Source organism: Prolixibacter sp. DSM 2831 (assembly GCF_056493735.1).
The window spans coordinates 1,798,512-1,822,410 of record NZ_CM151379.1 but is presented as its reverse complement, the minus strand read 5'-3'; the positions used below and the strand labels follow the sequence as shown (position 1 = coordinate 1,822,410).

The window sequence follows — 23,899 nt, the reverse complement described above, 5'->3', positions numbered from 1 at the left end:
TTCAGCGGCTGTTCTTCTATTCTCGTAACCGCTTTTGTTAGCTTGATGCTAAATCTTCGAACTCAACGTCAGAGTACTCTTTTAGCACATCCTTTTCCTCGGTTTCACGAGGTTCATAAGGCTGACGTTCCTGAATGTAATCGATAATCTCTGTAAGTCCATCCGAAAATTTGTCGAAATCCTCTTTGTACAGGAAGATTTTGTGTTTTTCGAAATGGTACTTTCCATCTTGATCAAACTTTTTCTTACTTTCCGTGATGGTTAAATAGTACTCGTCCTTACGAGTCATTTTTACATCAAAAAAGTACGTTCTTTTTCCAGCTCTTACAGCTTTCGAATAAACCTCTTCACGGAACTTCTTATCACCTTTGCCGTGATTATCAGTTCCATCCTTTTTATCAATACCTTCCATATTCGAAAATTTTAATTTTCTGTGTATTGTTCGAATCTTTTCAAAATTATAAAAAAGAATTAAAAAAGCTTAAAAGAGAACATATTATGTACACCAAATAATAGGTTGTAAAACAGAAAATGCAATATTTATAACGAATATGGATAGTAAAGGCTAATTATCCTTCGCCTGCTGGTAATATTTTAAAGCCTCAGGTAAATCCTGTTTTATTTGAGCAATCCGATGCGAATCAACCGGATGTGTACTAAGGAATTCGGGCATACTACTTCCTCCGTTCGCCTCCATCCGCGTCCAAAAATCAACGGCTCCTCTCGGATCGTAGCCGGCCATGGCCATAAACATCAACCCCATTTTATCCGCTTCCAGCTCGTGACTCCTCGAATACGGAAGGATAGCTCCCACCTGCGCACCGATGCCATAAGCAGTCATATATATTTTCTTGGTCTCTTCCGGCTTCTGATCGATGGCTGCTGCCAATCCCATTCCGCCCAGTTGAACCAACATCTCCTGGCTCATCCGTTCGTTACCATGGCGCGCAACCGCATGGGCAATTTCGTGTCCCATCACAACAGCCAAACCATTTTCATTTTTGGTAATTGGTAATATTCCTGTATAAACCACCACTTTACCGCCGGGCATACACCACGCGTTGGCTACCGAATCTTTCACCAGATTAAACTCCCAGTTAAAGTCTTTCACTCGATCTCCCAGGCCATTGTCTTTCAAATATTGGTCGACCGCCGCAGCGATCCGCTTTCCGACCCGTTGCACCATTGCAGTTTCCTGCTGATTGTCCGATAATTGATTACTTTTCAGGAAGTCATCATACTGTGTCAGACTCATCGACAACATCTCAGACTCGGGAACCAGGTTCAGCTGTTGTCTTCCGGTTAACGGAACGGTTGCACAGGCAGCAAACAAAAAAAGGGAGAAAATCCAGGATAACCTAACCTGAATTCGGCTAATTTTCATTGGTGTCATTTTCATACTACGGTTTATATTAAGCAGTGAATATTTTCAGTTTAGAAAACGTTTTCAACTCAGTTCCGGTTCATCTATAACGGATTAAACTACCGTGAAGAGCTAAAAAAAGAGCTGCCAGACAGACAGCTCTTAAAGTCAATATTTTTATTTCAAAGTACGCTACGAATAAATCTCACCTTTCGCAGCCAACAAGGTATTTTTCAATAATGATACTCGGGTCATCGGGCCAACACCTCCGGGAACAGGCGTAATGTAAGAACATTTTTCAGCTACTTCATCGAAGGCCACATCGCCTTTCAGCTTAAAGCCCGATTTGGTCTTATCCGATTTTACACGTGTGGTTCCTACGTCGATAACAACCGCTCCTTCTTTCACCATGTCACCTTTAATGAACTCAGGCGAACCGAGCGCTGCAATCAGAATATCGGCACTGGCACACAACTCTTTCAGGTTCTTGGTGCGACTGTGAGCAACGGTTACCGTAGCATTTATCGCTTTCTGAGACATCAGTACACTCAACGGGCGGCCGACAATGTTGCTTCGTCCAACCACAACACAATTCTTACCTGACGTTTCAATATTATAGCGCTTCAACAAATCCACGATACCGTCCGGCGTAGCCGAAACAAAGCAAGGCAGACCGATAACCATTCGCCCTACGTTAATCGGATGAAAGCCGTCAACATCTTTCTTCGGGTCAATCGCTTCGATAATTTTCTGTTCGGAAATGTGTTTGGGCAAGGGCAACTGAACGATGAATCCGTCCACATCGTCATCATTATTCAACTCGTCCACTTTAGCCAGCAACTCTTCTTCGGTCACGTCGTCTTCAAAACGAACCAGGCTCGATTTGAAACCGACCTCGGCGCAATCCTTCATTTTGAAAGCTACGTACGATTCGCTTCCACCGTCGTGGCCCACAAGTACAGCCGCCAGGTGGGGTGCTTTTTTACCGTTGCTTTTCAGCAGCTTTACTTCGTCAGCAATTTCGGCTTTTAATTCGGCCGATGTCTTCTTTCCGTCCAGTAAAATCATTGAAGATATTTATTTTGATGATTTAGCTTATCTTCTTTTTCCGCGTTGCGCTTTAGCAGCCATATTACGCACATTTCCGCCCTGCGAAACCATCTTCATCATTTTCCGGGTTTCCCCGAATTGCTTGATCAAACGGTTTACTTCCTGAATGTTCGTTCCTGAACCGGTAGCGATACGCTTACGACGGGAACCATCAATCAAAGCCGGATTGTCACGCTCATCAGGTGTCATGGAATAGATAATGGCTTCGATGTGCTTGAAGGCATCGTCTTCCAAGTCAATATTATTCAAAGCTTTGCGCATTCCCGGAATCATCGCAGCCAAATCCTTCAGGTTACCCATCTTTTTGATTTGCTGAATCTGCGTCAGGAAATCGTTGAAGTTGAACTGGTTCTTCGCCAGTTTCTTCTGCAATTTGCGGGCTTCCTCTTCATCGAATTGCTCCTGGGCACGCTCCACCAACGAAACGATATCACCCATCCCGAGAATCCGGTCAGACATACGACTGGGGTGAAATACATCGATGGCATCCATTTTTTCGCCGGTACCCACAAATTTGATGGGCTTCTTAACTACCGTACGAATCGAAAGCGCAGCACCACCACGGGTATCACCATCGAGTTTGGTCAGGATAACTCCATCGAAATCGAGTCGTTCGTTAAACTCTTTGGCTGTATTCACAGCGTCCTGACCGGTCATCGAGTCAACCACAAAAAGCGTTTCATCAGGATCGATAGCCTTTTTAATGGCTTCGATTTCCTGCATCATCTGCTCATCGATGGCCAAACGACCGGCGGTATCGATAATGACCACATCATTGCCTTCTGCTTTTGCTTTCTTAATCGCGTTTTTGGCAATTTTTACCGGGTCTTTAACACCTTCTTCCGTATAAACCGGAACCTCAATTGATTCGCCAACTAACTTCAACTGCTCGATTGCAGCCGGACGATAAATGTCGCAGGCAACCAACAACGGATTCTTCTTCTGCTTCGATTTTAAACGATTGGCCAGCTTTCCGGAAAAGGTAGTTTTACCTGATCCCTGCAAACCTGACATCAGAATCACTGACGGCGATTTCGTTAACGAAATATCAACCGTCTCGCCTCCCATCAGTTCCGCCAACTCGTCGTGAACGATTTTTACCATCATCTGTCCCGGCTTCACCGACTCGAGCACTTTCTGCCCGATGGCTTTATCCTTCACACGATTGGTAAAATCTTTGGCTATTTTGAAGTTTACGTCGGCGTCAAGCAGTGCACGACGAACATCCTTTAATGTTTCGGCAACATTTATCTCGGTAATCTGCCCCGAACCTTTGAGCAGTTTAAACGATTTCTCTAACCTGTCGGTAAGATTTTCAAACATTTGTATTCCCGTTTTTTTGAGTGCGTACAAAGATAATGAATTGGCAGAATTAGGAAAATATAAAATTGCTCAGCTATGCCCTTTCATATGGCTGGCAATTGGTAACTCATCCATACCAATTTGTCATCAATAGCCCCGCCGCCAAACTCATGTAATACACTACTCATCAAGATACTAACCAACACACTTTAGAAATAAGCAAACAATAATTCAGACAAACGTGTAACGAAACATCTTTTTCGGCGTCCTTTTAAGATGAAAGCTAATCTGCGAATTTCAAACCATGAAAAAACCGTTTTTTCTATTCATATTTTTTCTCATTATAGCGAGTAACGTATTCGGACAGGACGTTCAGAAGAAACGCTACAACGCCACCAGACTTCAGTCGCCGCTCACCATCGATGGAAATCTGTCAGAAGCAGCCTGGCAATCGGGACAGTGGGAAGACAGCTTTACGCAAAGAGAACCATACGAAGGGAAAGCTCCCCGCCAGAATACGACTTTCAAAATTATGTACGACGATAATTTTATTTACGTCGGGATAAAAGCTTTCGACACTGCCCCCGACAGCATCGTCAGAAGAATGAGTCGGCGGGACAATCTGGATGGCGATTACGTTGGAATCTCGTTTGACAGTTACCACGACCGCCGCACAGCCTTCAATTTCATTGTAACTGCTTCAGGAGTCAAAGACGATGCGATCATGACCAATGACGGCGACAATGAAGATGACACCTGGGACCCGATTTGGTATGTAAAGACAAGCATGACTTCATGGGGATGGAGTGCTGAAATGAAGATCCCCTTTACGCAGTTACGATTTAATAAGAACTCCTCCACTGTTTGGGGACTGGAAGTTGTTCGCTACATCTATCGTTATGCCGAAACCGATTTCTGGCAACCTATCGCGCGTAATGCTCCCGGCTTTGTTCATCTCTATGGAGAACTGGGCGGCTTGAACGATATTAAACCGAAGAAACAGCTCGACCTGACTCCCTACGTGGTGGCCGGAGTAGAATCGTACCCGAAAGAAGAGGGTAATCCATTTTCGACCGGCCACAAAAACCGGTTGAATGCCGGCCTTGACGGAAAGATTGGCGTAACCAATAACCTGACACTCGACTTCACCATCAATCCTGATTTTGGACAGGTAGAAGCTGATCCATCAGAGGTCAATTTAACGGCGTTCGAAACTTTCTTCCGCGAAAAGCGCCCCTTTTTCATCGAAGGAAAAAGCATCACCAGTTTCCCGTTAGGATTTGGTGACGGCGACCTTTCTACCGAGAACCTGTTTTACTCGCGCCGAATAGGACGCAGGCCTCAATATGAACCGGACCTGCGAGACAACGAATACATCGACAGCCCAAAAAACACCTCAATTATTGGAGCTGCCAAATTAACCGGAAAGACAGAATCAGGTTGGTCGGTTGGAGTTATTGAAAGTGTTGCTGCCGAAGAAAAAGCAAAAATTGCATACGAAGGCGAACAAAGAACGCAGACCGTAGAACCATTGACCAATTATTTCGTCGGTCGTTTGCAGAAAGACCTAAACAAAGGAAATACCCTGATCGGTGGTATGGTCACCAATACTTCCCGCCAACTCGATAATGTTTTGAAAGACTACCTCCATCGTTCAGCAACGACCGGAGGACTCGACTTCACACAATATTTTAACGACAAAAATTATCTACTCTCAGTTCACGGAGCTTTCAGCAAAGTAGAGGGAACGAAAGAGGCTCTATTGGAAACCCAAACCTCTTCGAGACATTATTACCAGCGACCGGACGCCACACATATTCATTTAGATAGTACCAGAACCAGTCTTTCTGGATTTGGAGGGAATGTTCAATTTGGAAAAATCGGTGGTAACCTGAAGTTTCTGTTAGCAGCTATGGCCAAATCACCGGGACTTGAACTGAACGATGTAGGCTACCTTCGCTCCACTGACCAGATTTTCCAGGTTTTCTGGATGGGTTATCGGTTTAACGAGCCCAAAGGAATTATGCGGAAAGCCAATTTGAACCTGAACCAATGGAATGTATGGGATTTCAGCGGACAATACCTCAATTCGGGCGGAAATGTTAATGGCTATATTGAGTTTAAAAACTATTGGTCATTTCATTCAGGAATCAATTTCGATAGCGATGAAGTAGACAATTACATTCTGCGGGGAGGTCCGGGCATGATTGTTCCCGGAGGAATGAATATCTGGTACGGAATTGAGACCGACGAACGCAAGAAACTGAAACTATCCTACTTCGGAAGCAACAACTGGAACAAATACAACAGTCGCACCTCATGCTCGTATTCCCCTGAAATTGAATACAGACCAAACAACACACTCAATTTCAGTCTGGAGCCATCGCTTTACAAACAGAAAAGAGAGCTGCAGTATGTGGATGAATATTCCATAAACGGAGATAATCGCTACCTCATGGCACATCTCGACCAAAAAGTATTGAGTTTTTCGATGCGGGTTAATATCAACCTGACGCCCGACCTGACCATTCAGTATTGGGGACAACCATTCTTCGCTTCTGGAAAATATAACGCGTTTAAAATGATTGCTGATCCCAAAGCCGATCGATTCTCCGACAGGTTCCAGCTCTATTCTCCAAATCAGTTGACTTACAACGACTCTGAGGAGATGTACTACATCGACGAAAATCAGGATGGAACCACCGACTATTCTTTCGAGCAACCCAACTTTAACTTCAACGAATTTCTTTCCAATCTCGTAGTGCGATGGGAATACACTCCGGGTTCCACCGTTTACCTGGTATGGTCTCAATCAAGAGATTATTCAGACAGTTTTGGTGATTTTAATTTGGACAGGAGTTTCGATAACTTGTTTAACGGCAACCAACCGTACAATATTTTCTTAGTCAAATTCTCGTACCGTATCGGATTACACTAATGAAAAAATCCCCGCCTCAATTTTAGTGCGGGGATTTTCCTTCATAAACTATTTATTAACCTTAAAAGAGTTTGTCCACCGTTTCAATTACATCTTCCGCCTTAAACGGCTTGCTCAAATAACCGTCCATCCCGATACTCAAACACAAGTCAATATCTTCCTGAAGTGCGTTTGCGGTCATGGCAACAATCTTTACCGGTTTTCCATTCTGCTCCTCCTCTTTCCGTATCATCTTCGTTACCTCATAACCGTTCAGTTGCGGCATCTGGATGTCCATCATTATCAAGTCATACTCGTTATCGCGGTACATTCGCCATGCTTCTTCTCCGTCTTTGGCCAGATCAATGGAGTCAGACACACACTTTAGTGTCAACATGGCGACCTTCTGATTAATCACATTATCCTCGGCAACCAGAACTTTCAGATTTCTTTTCTTTCCGTTAATTCCTTGATTCTTCGTACGAGTGGCGTCAGTATATGACTCAGGTAACTGCTTACCAGTTACTTTAGCCATGATATTAAGTAACTGATCGAGTTTTATCGGCTTATTCAAATAATACTCAAAACCAGCACTTTGAACTTGTCCCCTCGGCAAAATATCGGAAACAGATGACAGTAATATTAGTTTAGTTGAAGCAATATCCGGGTCCTTTTTCACACGGCTGGCGAAGTCTAGTCCATCCATCTCGCTCATCTGGAAATCAACCAAAGCTATATCGTAAGGCTGTCCTTTTGAGGCTGCCTTCTTCAATTTCTTCAAAGCGTCCATACCACTCGAAGCTTCATCCGAAGAACAATCCCAGGTCTCTAAATATTTTGAGAAGATTAACCGGTTGGTCCGATTATCGTCGACAATCAACACCTTTACATTTTCCAACTCAATCACTTCTTTTGGCTGGTCACTGACTGCTCCCGCCGCTGCTTTTTCAAACTTCGCGGTAAACCAAAAGACGGAACCCTGATTGACTTCGCTTTCCAAACCGATTTCTCCACCCATCTGTTCGCTCAGTCGTTTGGAAATAGCCAGTCCCAGGCCGGTACCTCCATACCTTCGGGTGGTTGAAGAATCGACTTGCGTAAACGAGTCAAACAACTTTTCCTGTGCCTCTTTCGGAATTCCAATTCCGGTATCTTTTACCTTAAATAATACTTCAGCCTCAGAATTAACCTTCTGCAATTCCGCTGAAATAAACACCTCGCCGCTCTTGGTAAATTTAATAGCATTATTGGCCAGGTTAATAAGCACCTGCCGTAACCGCACCGGATCGCCAAGCACCGTGTCAGGAATTGCCGCGTCGATATAGGTTACAAGGTCGAGCCCTTTGTTATTCGACTTTATAATCAACACGTCAGCCACATCCTCTACTATCTTGCGAATATTGATGGGTGTCGATTCCAACTCCATCCGCCCGGACTCAATTTTCGAGAAATCGAGAATGTCGTTAATAATAGCCAACAGGTTATTTCCCGATTTGGTAATTACGTCGAGATATTCTGTTTGCTCTTCATTGAGTTTTGTCTTTCTCAGAATATCCGCCATTCCGATTACTCCGTTCATCGGCGTGCGAATCTCATGCGACATATTGGCCAAAAACAGGCTCTTGGCCCGGTTCGCCTCCTCCGCTTTATTTTTGGCTATTTCCAGATGCTTTTTAGCCTCAACTTCAATTGTGTTATCTCTTGAAATACCGACCAAACCGATGATGTTGCCCTCAACATCACGAACAGGCATTTTCGTAGCCGACATCCAACGAACGGTTCCATCAGTTAGCGTCAGCTTTTCCGGTTTATTAATGATCGGCTTTCCACTCTTTAGCAGCTCCTTCTCATCGAGATTAATCTGCCAAATCTCTTCATCCCGGAAAAAGTCAGATTTTGTCTTTCCAATCGCCTCTTCTGCGTTTTCAACTCCAAGCAATTGGCCCATTGCCTTGTTGATCCGGGTAAACCGCGATTCTGCATCTTTAAAATAGATACCGTCGGGCACACTATCCATCAGAATTCTTAACAACTGACGCTCATGCTCTAACCGATCTTCCATTTGTTTCCTTTCGGAATAATCCCGCGAAACGCCAACCAAACCAATAACTCGTCCATTCTTCTCTCTAATCGGAATTTTGGTTGTTGTCACGTACCGAAGTTCACCGTATGCATCCACAAATTCCTGAAGTTTGTCCACAATTGCCTCTCCGGTTCTCATCAAATTCATATCATCCTGATAAGATTGCTCTGCAAATTCGCGATCATGAAACTCGAAATCAGTCTTTCCTATGGCATCTTCCGGCTTTTTCAATCTCATAAGCCTGGCATGCGCCTCGTTTATACGGGTATACCTGGCTTTTCTATCCTTGTAATAAATAATATCGGGACTGTTTTTCAGGAATGTGTCAACCAGTTCCTGTTGCTGACGCAATTTCTCCTCATATTCCTGCTCCCTGGTTACGTCCCGGGATATTCCAACGAGGCCAATAATTCTATCCGCCTGATTGCGAATTGGTATTTTAGTGGCCGTAACATACTTCAAGCCTTTTGCCGTTACAATCTTTTCCACCTGATTGACAAGCGGAATGCCTTTAGAGAACAACTCCTGCTCATCGGTTAAGGCCTGTCGGGCATGCCGTTTATCAAAATAGTCGACATCTGTTTTACCAATGGCTTCTTCAGGAGTCACTATTCCGAGCAGGTTGGCCTGTGCTTGATTAATACGGGTGAATTCCGACTTTGTATTTTTAAAGTATATCGTGTCAGGAATATTATCCATCAGCGTCTGGAGGAACTCCTCCTCCTTTTTCAATTCCGCCTCTGCCAGTTTCTGATCGGTGATTTTCTCATACATTCCCAAAATGCCGATGATGTCGCCTTTTTCATTGCGCATGGGAATCTTGCTTTTCCGCAACCATTCCGTTTTCCCATCCCGGTTCGGGATGGCTTCCACATAGTTTATCATGGATTGACCGGTAGCAAGCACTTCCCGATCTCTGGCAATATTGCTGGCAGCTTCATCGGATGAGAACAAATCAAAATCGGTCAGACCAATCACCTGATCTAGGTTATTCAATCCTCTATCACTAGCGAAAGTTTTGTTGCACCCCATGTACTTCAAACGGGCATCTTTCCAGAAAATGGCTGTTGGAATATGTTGGATAACCCAATCGAGATGCTCGCTGGTTTGGATTTCCCGCTTGCATTCGCTCACCATTTCTTTGAGCAAAATCCGCATGCTGTTTGGATTGAACTCATCAGAGATGACGGATACAAATTCAGGAAGTTCAGAAAGATCGTTGTTTCCGGAATTGTCGATTAGGACAACCTTGAACTTTCCGGAATACAGGATATCACGCATAGCTGACTCTTCCGCCATATCCTTAAAATCATCGATACCTGTGATGAAAAGATTCGGGTTGATACGATGAATATCCTGAGCAAAAGAGGCTTTATCATTCAAAAACACGGCACTGAACCCGGAACATTCCGAAACAGCATCCAGTATCTTCGAAACAATGGTAGTATCTATATGAAAAACGGCAATCCTCTCCATAACAGCAACATGCTAATTGCGTAAAAAAAGTTTGTAGTTAGTTCAGCGTCCCCTCTTGTCCATTGATGAAATGAACATTCACCAAATCTTACTATATGTAACGTAAAGATTGCTACAAATATTTTACCGCCTACGCAGCAAAATGCTTATTTAGTTGTCACCGTTTTTCCATATTTATATTTAGCATAAACTAAATAGAAGGTTGCTAATATGTTAACTATATAATTGAGCCAAAGTGGCCATTGAAACGAACCACGAACCATATCGCCTTGCGCGATATATACAAACGTGAATAACACACCAAAAGCCCACATCAGTAGAAATGGCCAGTTAAAACTGGAGACATCGTGTGTGCGCCATGTTTGAATGACTTGGGGAATAACGCCGATACTCAGAATGATGTTTCCGAACCAACCCAGGAATTCAAATGGATTCATATGTCAAATTTTTTCTTCGCTAAAGGTAAAAATTTTTCGATGCGGCAATCGTTCTGACCAATTAGGCTCAACAGGCAGACAAAAATAAACCCCGAAAATCAGAAGATAATCGGGGTTGAGTCTATGTTACAAAGTTCTTTACATCCGTTCAGGAACTTCGATTCCCAAGAGTGAGAAACCATTCTTAATGGTCTGACCGACGGTTCGGGCCAGCACCAACCGGAAGGAACGCACCGTCTCGTCGGGTTCATTCATGATACTGTAATCGTGATAAAACTGGTTGAACTCCTTCACCAAATCATAAACGTAGTTGGCGACAATCGCAGGACTATGGTTATCGCCGGCTTCCTTAACAACAAACTGGAAACGGTTAACTGCTTTTACCAGCTCAATTTCCTTGGCATTGCAATTTATGGACGGTGCTACCATCGGAATATCGATTCCTGAATCGACGGCTTTGCGCAATACACTCTGAATTCGTGCATATGTATATTGAATGAAAGGACCGGTATTGCCGTTAAAATCGATGGATTCCTCAGGATTGAAGAGCATATTTTTACGCGGATCAACCTTCAGGATGAAGTACTTTAACGCGCCGAGCGCTACAATCCGGTAAATGTTCTTTTTCTCTTCTTCCGAATAGCCGTCCAGCTTGCCCAGCTCTTCCGATACTTTACGTGCAACGTCTATCATCTCTTCTACCAGGTCGTCGGCATCTACTACAGTTCCTTCGCGCGATTTCATTTTCCCGTGAGGAAGCTCGACCATTCCGTAGGAGAAGTGATACAGGTCTTTACCCCACTCATATCCCAGCTTATCTAACAAAATCGCCAATACCTGGAAGTGATAATTCTGCTCGTTCCCAACCACATAAATCATGTGATTGATATCGTAATCCTGGTAACGCATTTTGGCGGTACCGATATCCTGGGTCATGTAAACCGATGTACCGTCGGAGCGCAACAGAATTTTTTCGTCCAAGCCTTCGGCCGATAAATCTGCCCATACCGAACCATCTTCGCGACGATAAAAATATCCTTCGTCCAAGCCGCGTACTACTTCATCACGACCAATCAGGTAAGTATCCGATTCGTAATATATTTTGTCAAAATCAACACCCAACAGTTTGTAAGTCTCGTCGAATCCCTGGTAAACCCAGCCGTTCATATTTTCCCACAGCTGACGGATTTCCGGGTCGTTCGCTTCCCACTTGCGAAGCATATCACGAGCAGCCTGAATAGATGGCGCTTTGTCCTTCGCCTCGTCCTCCGACATGCCACCCGCAACCAGCTCCGCAATTTCCTTTTTATATAACTGGTCGAATTTCACATAGTATTCTCCTACCAGGTGATCACCTTTTTTTCCCGATGAAGCCGGTGTTTCACCATTTCCCAGCGTCTTCCAGGCATACATCGATTTGCAGATATGAATACCACGGTCGTTAACAATGTTGGTTTTCACTACCTTGTTTCCATTGGCCTTCATAATTTCGCTAATCGAGAAACCAAGGAGATTGTTACGGATGTGTCCCAGATGCAATGGTTTATTGGTATTTGGCGAGGAATACTCAATCATCACCAACTCCGACTCGTCGGTAACCGGAGAAAATCCGTACAGCTCATCTCCAGCCGCCTCATTGAGCTGATTAATCCAGTAGCTACCGTCAATAACCAGGTTCAGAAAGCCTTTCACAACATTGAAACCGGCAATTTCACTCACTTCCGCAGCCAACAAATTTCCCAACTCCTCGCCTGTCTGTTCAGGAGATTTCTTTGAAAACCGAAGAAAAGGGAAAACCACAACGGTTTTATCGCCTTCAAAATCCTTACGGGTATTCTGAATTTGTATCTGGTCGGGATCTACTTTCTGACTGTAAAGTTTCTCAATCGCCTCAACGACTTTATCTCTGATGATGATTTCAATATCCATATCCGGGTAATTTGTCAATTCCGTTTTTCGAACCGCAAAGATAGAAAACCACCATGAAATTTCCTTCCGGGAAATGCGACTGATTGCCGCCAGCCACCATAATATGACACAAAGTTAAAGTTGAACGGAGTTGTCGTCAGAAAAGCGGGTTAACAGAAAAGCAATTTTCGGGTTGTTTCTAAAAGACATTCGCTTTTACTTTACCCTCATGGATACGTATGAAATCATTGCCCGGGCACTTGGCTACATTCGCGATCACGCCAACCGACAGCCGTCACTCGACGACATTGCTGCCAGTGCCAACATAAGTCCTTATCATTTTCAACGGTTATTCACTGAATGGGCCGGAATCAGTCCTAAAAAATTTCTGCAGTATCTCACACTCAACTACGCTAAACGCTGCCTGAAAGAAAACCGTTCATTGTTTGATACGGCGCACCAAACAGGCCTTTCAGGAACAGGTCGCTTGCACGACCTTTTTATAAAACTCGAAGGCATGACGCCGGGAGAATATAAAAATGGAGGCGAAAACCTCACCATTTACTTTAGTGTTCAATCCTCTCCTTACGGAAAATTTGTCGTGGCTTCAACCGACCGCGGCGTTTGCAACCTGTTTTTCATTGACGATGAAAACCCGGCAACATTACTTGAAAAAGAATGGCCGTCGGCCCGACTTATTGAAGAAGAACAGCCAATTCACAGGCAGGTAAGCGCTTTTCTATTTCAGGAAAAGCCGAACGGCCCCATTGCTTTGCGACTAAAAGGAACACCATTTCAACTAAAAGTGTGGCAGGCTTTGCTGCAAATACCTGAAGGAACACTGACCAGCTATGGAGTTATTGCCGACCACCTCGATACTCCGTCGGCTCAAAGAGCTGTCGGAACAGCCATTGGGAGAAACCCTGTAGGATACCTTATTCCTTGTCACCGGGTCATTAAAAGCATGGGCGAAACAGGAGGCTACCGCTGGAACCCGGTTCGCAAACAAGCCATGATTGGACGGGAAGCAGCACAAACTGATCAAGATTTGGAAGGACAACAAACGCTATTTTGACCTGAGAAACGCATTTTATTTTTATTTAGATTAAAATAAGATAAAAATTACCTTCTCTGTTTCAATGGCAACATTTACAATCAACAGCCATAATTCAACCATTTCACCCATTTACACCTTAATTTTTCCTGTTTTTAGTTCATTTTTCATAATTTTAAGCTCATGTAGAATGGCACTATGTGACTTCAATACTTGATTGTTATTTTTATTCAATATAAATTAAGGCTTTTTCCGAAATCCAAACACTATTAAAATAAGATCGCATGGTACCAAAAATTCATTCCTTAGGAGGTTACATTCACGAATGTCAAAAAGGAATAGCCAACCCCGAAGCATTCTGGAATCAGGTTGCTGAATCGTTTTTCTGGAGAAAACGTTGGGACAAAACTGTTGACTGGGATTTCAAAAAACCCGAAATCAAATGGTTCATCAACGGAAAGCTCAACATCACAGAAAATATCTTCGAGAAGAACCTGTATACCCACGCCAATTTGCCTGCTATCATCTGGGAACCCAATGACCCGAAAGAAGAAAATCGCGTACTGACCTACAAAGAATTACTGGCCGAAGTCAACATGTTTGCCAATGCCCTAAAGCGACTTGGCGTGCGCAAGGGTGACCGGGTAGCGCTTTACATGCCCATGGTACCTGAATTAGCCGTTGGAATGCTGGCTTGTGCCCGCATTGGCGCCATTCACTCTGTTGTTTTCGCGGGATTTTCGGCACAATCACTTGCTGATCGGATTAATGATGCCGGAGCTACGGTATTGTTAACCGCTGATGGTGGATACCGCGGTTCCAAAGTTACCCCGTTGAAAGACATCGCAGATGACGCGCTAAAGCACTGTCCTACGATAAAAAATACTGTTGTCTTCAAACGAACCGGTTCATCAGTTAACATGAAGGAGGGGCGCGATATCTGGTGGCATGATGTTATTCATGGCGAACCGGCACACTGTGAGCCGGAAGAAATGGATGCAGAAGATGAACTTTTCATCTTATATACGTCCGGTTCAACCGGAAAACCCAAAGGAATTGTCCACACGACCGGTGGATATATGGTTTATTCGGCCTATACTTTTAAAAATGTTTTCCAGTACGATCCGGGCGATGTTTATTTCTGTACAGCCGATATTGGCTGGATTACCGGGCACTCGTACATCGTTTACGGACCGCTGCTGAATGGTGCACAAACACTCATGTTCGAAGGAGTTCCTTCCTGGCCCGATGCCGGCCGTTTCTGGGACATTGTAGCCAAATACAAGGTGAACCAGTTTTACACTGCGCCTACTGCTATTCGTGCATTGCTTGCTAAAGGACCAGAGTTCATCGAGGGTAAACGACTCGAGTCATTGAAGGTTTTGGGAACGGTAGGTGAACCCATTAACGAAGAGGCCTGGCACTGGTACCATGACCACATTGGGAAAAACCGCTGCCCCATTGTTGATACCTGGTGGCAAACCGAAACCGGTGGCATCATGATTAGCCCGATTGCAGGCGTAACGCCAACGAAACCTTCGTTTGCCACGATGCCAATGCCAGGAGTACAGCCCGTTGTTGTCGACAACCAGGGAAATGAGCTGGTCGGCAACAGTGTAGAAGGAAACCTTTGTATCAAATACCCGTGGCCGGGAATGCTTCGTACCATCTGGGGTGACCATAAGCGAATGAAAGAAACCTATTTCTCCCGGTTCGAAAATATGTATTTCACCGGTGATGGTGTCAAACGCGATGAAGATGGTTATTACCGTATTCTCGGTCGTGTCGATGATGTGATCAACGTATCCGGTCACCGCCTTGGAACCGCTGAAATTGAAAATGCCATCAACGAGCACCCGCTGGTAAACGAATCAGCCGTAGTTGGTTATCCTCACGCTATTAAAGGACAGGGAATTTATGCCTTTGTTGTTTGCGGTGAACTGTCGACCGGAGGTGAAGATGGTATCCGCAATTCAATTATGAAAGGGGTTACCAAAATCATTGGTCCGATTGCCAAACCCGACATTATTCAGTTGGTTCCGGGCTTACCCAAAACCCGTTCCGGTAAGATTATGCGGCGAATTTTACGGAAAATTGCAGAAGGCGATGCCTCTAATCTCGGCGATATAACCACGCTGCTCGACGAGGAAGTTGTCGACCAAATCATCGATGGCGCGTTGGTTGATGTGAAAAGATAATTCTGAACACCTCATAAAACAAAAGCCGGAGTTTAAACAGCTCCGGCTTTCTTATGCTTTTATAATAATGTTTCTATTCCCTCTGCAGCGGAACAAACTGAACCGTCGCGAGATTTTTTCTTTTGATTCGACCGTTTCGCTTAATTAGCAACACCAGTTGCTGAAAACTTCCGGGCTGGCCAACCGGCATAATCAAGCGCCCGTTTTCTGCTAACTGGTCAATCAGCGGACGGGGAACATGATCGCCGGCTGCAGTAACCAAAATTATATCGAAAGGCGCATGCTCCGGCCAACCACGATAACCGTCACCTTGTTTCGGGACAACATTATCGTAGTGATGCTCGGCCAGCACTTTGGCTGCGTGCCGGGCTAAGCCGGGAATTAGTTCGATCGTATAAACTGAATCAACAATTTCGGCAAGCACCGCCGCCTGATAACCGGATCCAGTTCCAATTTCCAGAGCTCTCTTCCCTTTCGAAGGTTTTGTTTTTTCGGTCATCAAAGCCACAATGTAAGGCTGCGAGATAGTTTGTCCGTAACCGATGGAAAGCGGAGAATCTCTATACGCCTGATCGCGGTAAGCATCAGGAACAAAATCCTGTCGAGGGACTTTGCGCATCGCCCGGATAGTCGGCCCGTCATTGATACCACGTGCAATGATTTGCTTCTTCACCATTTCCATTCGCTTGGCCTCAAAATCTTCCTGGGCACAGGCCATCAATGGAAAAATAAATATCAGTAGTAGTATGGCTATTAGCTTCATTCTATTTCATTTTGTGTTAAAATACGGAATTTCGTTCTGGGAATCAAACCTTGATTACCACTCAGAAACATGGGTTTCAGGTTAAACTTCCGGTCTGTAAATTCCTTTGAAACTAAGGTTTTCTGTTCATTTCATCAGTATAATCCATCAAAGAATAATTACATTATCGACGGTTGTAAAAACTATTTTCTGAACTAAAAATAAGTCTTCTTTCCCAAATCCGTTTTCTCAAAAATTCCAATTATGCCATTAAGAGTTATCATTCTTCACTAACTTAACACGCCTAAATCTAAAACAGACGAGAGTGAAAACGATTGGACTTTTTGGCGGAACCGGATGGGTTTCCACATTGGAATATTACCGGTACCTGAATCAGGGAATGAGCGAACAGCTCGGCGGACTGAACTCTGCACGCATTTTTATGCACTCAGTTAATTTTGCCGAATTAAATGAGCTAAAGGAAAAAGGACCGCAGGAAGTTTATAATTACATCAAGGACAACTTATTGAAACTGGTTGAAGCAGGAGCTGACTTTGTAATGCTGGGAGCTAACACGCTGCACATGCACGCAGAAAAACTGACAGCTGAACTTCCGGTTCCTCTGCTCCACATTGCCGATGCCACGGGCGAAGCCATCAAAGCAAAAGGCTTTCGGAAAGTTGGATTGTTGGGCACCATGCGAACAATGGAGAAAGACTTCTACAAGAAGCGCCTGGCTGAACACGGAATTGAAGTACTGGTTCCGGAAAAGGAAGAACGCGAATTCATCGACCATGTTATCTGGCACGAACTGGAAAAAGAAATATTTAGCGATACTTCGAAAAATCGTTTTCTTGAAATCATGAACACCCTGGCTGAAAAAGGTGCCGAAGGAATGATTCTCGGTTGTACCGAAATTCCGTTGCTTATCCACCAGGAAGATACCAGTCTGGAGCTTTTCGACACGCTAAAAATTCATACAAAAGCAGCTGTCGAATTTGCGTTGAAAGACTAATTAAACGACAAAACATTAGCTTATAAGCCTGCTTAATCTAGGCAACATTCCGTTTAAAAACGTTTAACAAACAGGTAATTACCGATAATTTTTCATTGTCTTAAAATTGCCTTTTCTTTGCGGCAAAAAGCGGAATGTATATTGACATTGAACCAAAATACACGGAGCAAATCAAACCTGCAGCTGTACCGCAGCAAACAGCTTTCTGGGCCAAAGTGAAAGAAAACCTGGGCTACGAAACACGAGCCTTCGATATCAAAATCCCACAGTCAGAACTAAGCGTTGAGCATTCTCGTTCAAACCAGCTAAAGCACGTAACCGACGACTTGCTGGTGGTTATGCAACAAGTAGGCGCAGACCATCAGGTTGCTTACATTCCTTATGGTCCACTTCTCAATCCGGATGAAGATATTCGCGGATTGTACCTCGAAGAATTATCCGAAAGCATCCGCCCTTTTTTGCCGTCAAACACCATTCTTGTCCGCTACGATTTGATTTGGGAATCGCCATGGGCCGACGATGAAAACCGGTTCAACGACCGGGATGACTGGCTGGGACCGCCGGAACCACACTACCAGGAAATGCGCGTTAACTTCAACACCCACAACTGGAACCTGCGCAAAGCTCCGTCGGATTTACTCCCCTCTCACACCATTTTTCTGGACCTGAACCACAATCAGGATACTCTGCTTCAGCGAATGAAGCCCAAAACCCGCTACAACATTCGCCTGTCGAAACGCAAAGGTGTGGAAGTAAAAGAGGTCAGCTTCGATAATCTCCCGGTCTGGTACGATTTGTACCGGCAAACTGCTATCCGCAACGGCATTGTTCTCGATGATATCAGCTATTTCCGTACCGTGCTCGAAACACAGGCATCCGATACCAACTCGCCCGCCGATGTGCATATGCTCCTGGCCGAATCAGACGGTGTTCCGTTGGCAGGTATGTTTCTGGTCATCACCGGAAAAAGAGCCACCTATCTGTACGGCGCTTCATCTTCTCACAACCGGAACATGATGGCTACTTATGCATTACAATGGGAGGCCATTAAAATTGCACGGCAGAAAGGCTGCACAGAATATGACATGTTTGGTGTAGCTCCTACTCCGGAGCCATCACATCCCATGCATGGTCTATATCGATTTAAGACGGGATTCGGCGGCGATTTGTACCACCGGATGGGTTGTTGGGACTATCCATTAAATGAAGAACAATACAAGTTATTCATGATGGCGGAACGCAATGCCCAGGGATACCATATCCGTTAATCTTCAGACAAATACAACACAAAACCGTAAGTTTTAACATATTTATTGAAAAATATGGGCTTTGCATTTGTTATACCTGAAAACAAACCAACAATTTTTTCCTAATTTTAGCCCGAAAACGTAAAAAATAACTCGCCTTTAAAAAGGCAAAACAGGCAATTATAAACTGAATAACGAACAAAAGTAAGAAGTCGAAAAAATGAGAAAATGGCGCGTTGAAGATTCTGCCGAACTATACAACATCACAGGCTGGGGAATAAATTATTTTTCGATTAACGAGAAGGGACATGTTGTGGTAACACCCAAAAAAGACGGTGTTCAGGTAGACTTAAAGGAGTTGGTCGATGAACTTCAATTGCGTGATGTTTCGGCTCCGATGCTGGTTCGGTTCCCTGATATCCTCGACAGCCGGATCGAGAAGATGGAAAGCTGCTTTAAAATCGCAGCCGAAGAGTATGAATACAAAGCGCAGAATTTTACGGTTTATCCCATCAAGGTCAACCAGATGCGCCCCGTTGTTCAGGAAATTGTCAGTCACGGCAAAAAATTCAACATCGGCCTGGAAGCCGGTTCCAAACCGGAATTGCATGCTGTCATTGGTGTGAACACCGATAACGACTCACTCATTATTTGCAACGGCTACAAAGACGAAGATTATATTGAGCTGGCTTTGCTGGCCCAAAAAATGGGCCGCCGCATTTTCCTCGTGGTAGAAAAACTAAACGAGCTGAAACTGATTGCGCGCATTGCCAACCGTCTGAAGATTCGACCGAATATCGGTATCCGCATCAAACTGGCCAGCTCAGGTAGCGGCAAGTGGGAAGATTCGGGCGGCGACGTCAGTAAATTCGGACTAACATCCAGCGAATTACTGGTAGCCATGGATTTCCTGGAAAAGCACAAAATGCAGGATTGCCTGAAGCTCGTTCACTTCCATATTGGCAGCCAGGTAAATAAAATTCGCCGCATAAAAATTGCCTTACGGGAAGCAGCGCAGTTCTATGTGCATCTCCACCTCAACGGCTTTCCGGTTGAATTCGTCGACATTGGCGGCGGGCTGGGCGTCGATTACGACGGAACCCGCTCGGCGAACAGTGAAAGCAGTGTCAACTACAGCATACAGGAGTATGTGAATGATGCCACTTCATCGATGGTGGACGCAGCCAACGAACACGATATTCCACATCCCAATATTATCACCGAATCGGGACGTTCACTAGCGGCCCACCATTCGGTACTTATCTTCGAAGTGCTCGAATCGGCAACATTACCAAGTTGGGATGAAGAGGAGGATTTGCCCGAAGATGCACATGATCTGGTGAAAGAGCTATACGAATCATGGGATATGCTAAACCAGCCACGAATGCTGGAAACCTGGCACGATGCACAGCAAATACGGGAAGAAGCGCTCGACCGTTTTAGTCTAGGATTAGTCGATTTGAAAACCCGTGCGCAGATTGAGCGTCTGTTCTGGTCCGTTGCCCGCGAGGTGCACCAAATGGCCAGCAAACTGAAGCATGTTCCGGAAGAATTGTTGAACTTACCAAAATTATTATCCGACAAATATTTCTGTAATTTCTCGCTGTTCCAGTCGTTACCTGATTCCTGGGCTATCGACCAGATTTTCCCAATCATTCCGATCCAGCGCCTTGACGAAAAGCCGGATCGCTCGGCAACACTACAGGATATCACTTGTGATTCGGACGGAAAGATTAACAATTTCATTTCGACCCGAAACTTTTCTTATTATCTACCCGTTCATTCTCTCAAAGCGAAAGAGTCGTACTACATCGGGGTTTTTCTCGTAGGTGCTTATCAGGAAATTCTGGGTGATCTGCACAACCTGTTCGGCGATACTAACGCGGTTCACGTGTCGGTTGATGACAAGGAATACAGTATCGACCAGATCATCGATGGGGAAACGGTAGCCGAAGTTCTCGACTACGTGCAGTACAACCCGAAGAAGCTCGTTCGGACGGTTGAAACCTGGGTAACTTCATCGGTGAAAACCGGAAAGATATCAGCGGAAGAAGGAAAAGAATTTCTGTCCAACTATCGCTCCGGACTGTATGGTTACACTTACCTGGAGTAATGATTTCCGGCGAAAGCCGAAATAGAAGCTCTTGGAAAAACGATAAAAGTGAAGATATACATCAAAAATATGGTTTGCGATCGTTGTAAGCTGGCCATTAAAAACCAGCTCAACGATCTGAAACTGGAGCCCATTTCAGTAGAATTAGGCGAAGTGGATTTTGGTGAAACAGAGCTCACCGCCGACCAAATGAAGCAGATAAAAACCAACATCGAACCCCTCGGTTTCGAACTGCTCGACGATAAGAACAGCACATTAGTAGAAAAAATAAAAACGCTCATTATCGAGTTGGTTCACCGGAACGACGAACCTATCCAAATCAGGCTGTCCGATTATATCCGCAATCATCTCAATTACGATTACCACTACCTCAGCAACCTCTTTTCTTCCATCGAGGGAACGACCATCGAGCATTACTACATTGAGCAAAAAATAGAAAAGGTGAAAGAGCTGCTGGTATATGACGAACTCACACTAAGCGAGATAGCCTTCCAGATGGGATACAGCAGCGTGGCACATCTGAGCGGACAATTCAAAAAAATCACCGGTTTAACACCAAGCCATTTCAAAAAACTGAAAGACGCAAGGCAGCGTACCCCGCTCGACAAACTGTAAATTGTATAACTCTTTTCAAAAATCCTGTAACATCCAAAAGGCCTACGTGCACTAGCTTTGTAGCATAATAAAACTTTATGCTATGTCAGCTTCAAATTACATAACGCAAACCTTTCCTGTTACAGGGATGAGTTGTGCGTCCTGTTCACTGAGCGTCGAAACCATCCTGAATGCAACAGATGGTGTGATAGATGCCAAAGTGAATTTTGCGAATGCCAGCGTCTTGGTAAAATGGGACGAACAGGTGATACAACCTTCCGCGATGAAGGCAGCCATTCAGGCAGTAGGTTACGACCTCATCGTGGAGGACAAGGAAACTGCCGGTGAAACGGTAGAAGAAATACAACGAAAAGAATACGACCAGCTGAAAAAACATACATTGGGAGCGGTTCTGTTTTCCATCCCGATTGTAGCTATCGCTATGTTTCTACCCGATTTGCCCTATGCAAAGTGGATCGAACTGGCACTGACTCTTCCGGTTGTATTTATCTTCGGAAAACGATTTTACGTAAACGCCTGGAAACAGATGAAACACCGGGTGGCCAATATGGACACGCTGGTGGCTGTAAGTACGGGCATCGCATTCCTGTTCAGTCTGTTCAATACGTTATATCCCGAATTCTGGACCAGCAAAGGTTTCGAGGCACATGTTTACTACGAAGCCGCCGCAGCCATCATCGCCTTTATTTTGCTGGGAAAACTCCTGGAGGATCGAGCCAAGTCGAATACTTCATCAGCCATTAAAAAGTTAATGGGACTGCAGCCCAAAACGGTTGTCAGAATTGCTGAGGACGGAACAGAAACCACCGTTCCGATTAAAGACGTAGCCATTGGTGATATTTTGCTGGTAAAACCCGGCGAGAAAATTCCGGTGGACGGAAAAGTAACCTTTGGCAATTCCTTTGTCGACGAAAGTATGATCAGCGGAGAACCGATTCCGGTAGAAAAAACAGAAAACAAAGAGGTATTTGCGGGAACCATTAACCAAAAAGGAAGTTTTCGGTTCCGTGCCGAGAAAGTAGGCGGAGAAACGCTGCTGGCGCACATTATTAAAATGGTGCAGGAAGCACAAGGGAGTAAAGCGCCTGTTCAAAAACTGGTCGACAAAATTGCCGGCATTTTCGTTCCGGTCGTTATGGGAATATCGCTCCTCACGTTCATCGTTTGGATGATTTTCGGCGGCGACCAGGCATTTACTCACGCATTGCTGGCAGCCATCACGGTCCTGGTTATTGCTTGTCCGTGTGCGTTGGGACTGGCTACACCAACCGCTATTATGGTTGGAATTGGCAAAGGCGCCGAAAATAACATCCTCATAAAAGATGCAGAAAGCCTCGAAACAGCACACAAAGTAGACGCTGTAATTCTCGATAAAACAGGAACCATCACGGAAGGAAAACCGGTGGTTGCCGATATCATCTGGAGTGAGGATGCAAATCAAGAGCAACTGACTCCGCTGCTGTTTGGAATGGAGAAACAATCGGAGCACCCACTGGCCAGTTCCGTTGAAGAATATTTCAAGAGTAAAGAAATCAAAGGAACGCAGCCGGATCGGTTCGAAAGTGTCACAGGGCAAGGTGTAAAGGCCGCTTTCGCGGAAGAAAACTACTTCGTTGGAAACCACCGGTTGCTGGAAGAAAATAAGATAAACATTCCGGAAGATATTCAGGCGAAAGCCGAAAAAATGCAACATGATGCACAAACAGTCATTTTCTTCGCTAATACAGAGAAAGTACTGGCTGTTATTGCTATCGCCGACCAGATTAAAGAAACGTCGAAATCAGCCATCGCGCATTTGCAAAACGAAGGCATTGAAGTTTACATGCTGACGGGAGACAATGAGCAAACGGCTGAATCCGTATCAAAGCAAGTTGGTCTGAAGCATTTCAAAGCAGGTATTCTTCCGGGCGACAAAGCCGATTTCGTGAAAGAACTGCAGCAGCAAGGCAAGACAGTCGCTATGGTAGGCGACGGAATCAACGACTCGCAGGCTTTGGCTCAGGCTGATATTAGCATTGCCATGGGAAAAGGCTCGGACATTGCCATCGACGTGGCCAAGATGACCTTGACCACCTCCGATTTAAACAGCATTCCCAAAGCATTGAAACTGTCGAAACAAACCGTGGCTACCGTTAAGCAGAACCTGTTCTGGGCATTCATTTACAATGTCATTGGTATCCCGATTGCTGCCGGCGTATTGTATGCTTTCAACGGATTCCTGCTGAACCCGATGATTGCCGCAGCGGCCATGGCGTTCAGTTCGGTTTCGGTTGTGTCGAACAGTCTTCGGTTAAAATGGAAATCACTTTAATTATTTAA

The 23,899-nt window shown here is 44.7% G+C and carries 16 protein-coding genes; 8 read left to right on the top strand and 8 right to left on the bottom strand.

What is annotated here, in order from left to right; genetic code table 11:
* Positions 1-37: 37 nt before the first annotated feature.
* The 4 genes from AC060N_RS07245 to ffh all read right to left on the bottom strand — a co-directional run bounded on the left by AC060N_RS07245 (position 38) and on the right by ffh (position 3,796).
* Positions 38-412, bottom strand: coding sequence for a DUF3276 family protein (locus AC060N_RS07245; protein ID WP_463230154.1), 375 nt, complete (start codon positions 410-412; stop codon positions 38-40).
* A gap of 153 nt (positions 413-565) precedes the next feature.
* Positions 566-1,384, bottom strand: coding sequence for a M48 family metallopeptidase (locus AC060N_RS07240; RefSeq protein WP_479526501.1), 819 nt, complete (start codon positions 1,382-1,384; stop codon positions 566-568).
* Positions 1,385-1,555: 171 nt separating this feature from the next.
* Positions 1,556-2,431 carry a bifunctional methylenetetrahydrofolate dehydrogenase/methenyltetrahydrofolate cyclohydrolase FolD gene (folD, locus tag AC060N_RS07235; RefSeq protein WP_106543744.1) on the bottom strand — a complete coding sequence of 292 codons (876 nt, stop codon included), beginning with the start codon at positions 2,429-2,431 and terminating at the stop codon, positions 1,556-1,558.
* Between the two features lie 27 nt (positions 2,432-2,458).
* Positions 2,459-3,796, bottom strand: a complete 1,338-nt coding sequence (gene ffh / locus AC060N_RS07230) for a signal recognition particle protein (protein WP_479526500.1) — start codon at positions 3,794-3,796, stop codon at positions 2,459-2,461.
* Between the two features lie 283 nt (positions 3,797-4,079).
* Between ffh and AC060N_RS07225 the strand changes: the two genes are divergently transcribed.
* Entirely contained in the window at positions 4,080-6,713 is a 2,634-nt protein-coding gene (locus AC060N_RS07225) for a DUF5916 domain-containing protein (RefSeq protein WP_479526499.1), read from the top strand.
* A 61-nt stretch (positions 6,714-6,774) separates the two neighbouring features.
* On the opposite strand, the gene AC060N_RS07220 is transcribed toward AC060N_RS07225, so the two are convergent.
* The 3 genes from AC060N_RS07220 to argS form a co-directional block, all read right to left on the bottom strand.
* Positions 6,775-10,251, bottom strand: coding sequence for a PAS domain-containing hybrid sensor histidine kinase/response regulator (locus tag AC060N_RS07220; RefSeq protein ID WP_479526498.1), 3,477 nt, complete (start codon positions 10,249-10,251; stop codon positions 6,775-6,777).
* Between the two features lie 146 nt (positions 10,252-10,397).
* Positions 10,398-10,688, bottom strand: a complete 291-nt coding sequence (locus AC060N_RS07215; protein WP_106543748.1) for a PQ-loop domain-containing transporter — start codon at positions 10,686-10,688, stop codon at positions 10,398-10,400.
* Positions 10,689-10,826: 138 nt separating this feature from the next.
* A complete protein-coding gene (gene argS / locus AC060N_RS07210; protein ID WP_106543749.1) occupies positions 10,827-12,617 on the bottom strand; it encodes an arginine--tRNA ligase in 1,791 nt (596 codons plus the stop codon).
* A gap of 208 nt (positions 12,618-12,825) precedes the next feature.
* Here argS and AC060N_RS07205 point away from each other — a divergent pair, with 208 nt between their 5' ends.
* Positions 12,826-13,671, top strand: a complete 846-nt coding sequence (locus tag AC060N_RS07205; RefSeq protein ID WP_479526497.1) for a bifunctional transcriptional activator/DNA repair enzyme AdaA — start codon at positions 12,826-12,828, stop codon at positions 13,669-13,671.
* Between the two features lie 263 nt (positions 13,672-13,934).
* Positions 13,935-15,848 (top strand): acetate--CoA ligase, encoded by a 1,914-nt coding sequence (gene acs / locus AC060N_RS07200; protein ID WP_106543751.1) that lies wholly within the window; start codon positions 13,935-13,937, stop codon positions 15,846-15,848.
* 73 nt (positions 15,849-15,921) lie between these two features.
* On the opposite strand, the gene AC060N_RS07195 is transcribed toward acs, so the two are convergent.
* Positions 15,922-16,611 carry a protein-L-isoaspartate(D-aspartate) O-methyltransferase gene (locus tag AC060N_RS07195; RefSeq protein ID WP_106543752.1) on the bottom strand — a complete coding sequence of 230 codons (690 nt, stop codon included), beginning with the start codon at positions 16,609-16,611 and terminating at the stop codon, positions 15,922-15,924.
* 304 nt (positions 16,612-16,915) lie between these two features.
* Between AC060N_RS07195 and AC060N_RS07190 the strand changes: the two genes are divergently transcribed.
* The 5 genes from AC060N_RS07190 to AC060N_RS07170 all read left to right on the top strand — a co-directional run bounded on the left by AC060N_RS07190 (position 16,916) and on the right by AC060N_RS07170 (position 23,891).
* Positions 16,916-17,605: an aspartate/glutamate racemase family protein gene (locus AC060N_RS07190; protein WP_479526496.1), complete on the top strand. Its 690-nt coding sequence runs from the start codon at positions 16,916-16,918 to the stop codon at positions 17,603-17,605.
* 134 nt (positions 17,606-17,739) lie between these two features.
* Positions 17,740-18,873, top strand: a complete 1,134-nt coding sequence (locus AC060N_RS07185) for a lipid II:glycine glycyltransferase FemX (protein WP_479526495.1) — start codon at positions 17,740-17,742, stop codon at positions 18,871-18,873.
* 199 nt (positions 18,874-19,072) lie between these two features.
* Positions 19,073-20,965 (top strand): biosynthetic arginine decarboxylase, encoded by a 1,893-nt coding sequence (gene speA / locus AC060N_RS07180; RefSeq protein ID WP_106543755.1) that lies wholly within the window; start codon positions 19,073-19,075, stop codon positions 20,963-20,965.
* 48 nt (positions 20,966-21,013) lie between these two features.
* Positions 21,014-21,580: a helix-turn-helix domain-containing protein gene (locus tag AC060N_RS07175; protein ID WP_479526494.1), complete on the top strand. Its 567-nt coding sequence runs from the start codon at positions 21,014-21,016 to the stop codon at positions 21,578-21,580.
* Between the two features lie 82 nt (positions 21,581-21,662).
* On the top strand, positions 21,663-23,891 hold the full coding sequence (locus tag AC060N_RS07170; protein ID WP_479526493.1) for a heavy metal translocating P-type ATPase: 2,229 nt from the start codon (positions 21,663-21,665) through the stop codon (positions 23,889-23,891).
* Positions 23,892-23,899: the final 8 nt, after the last annotated feature.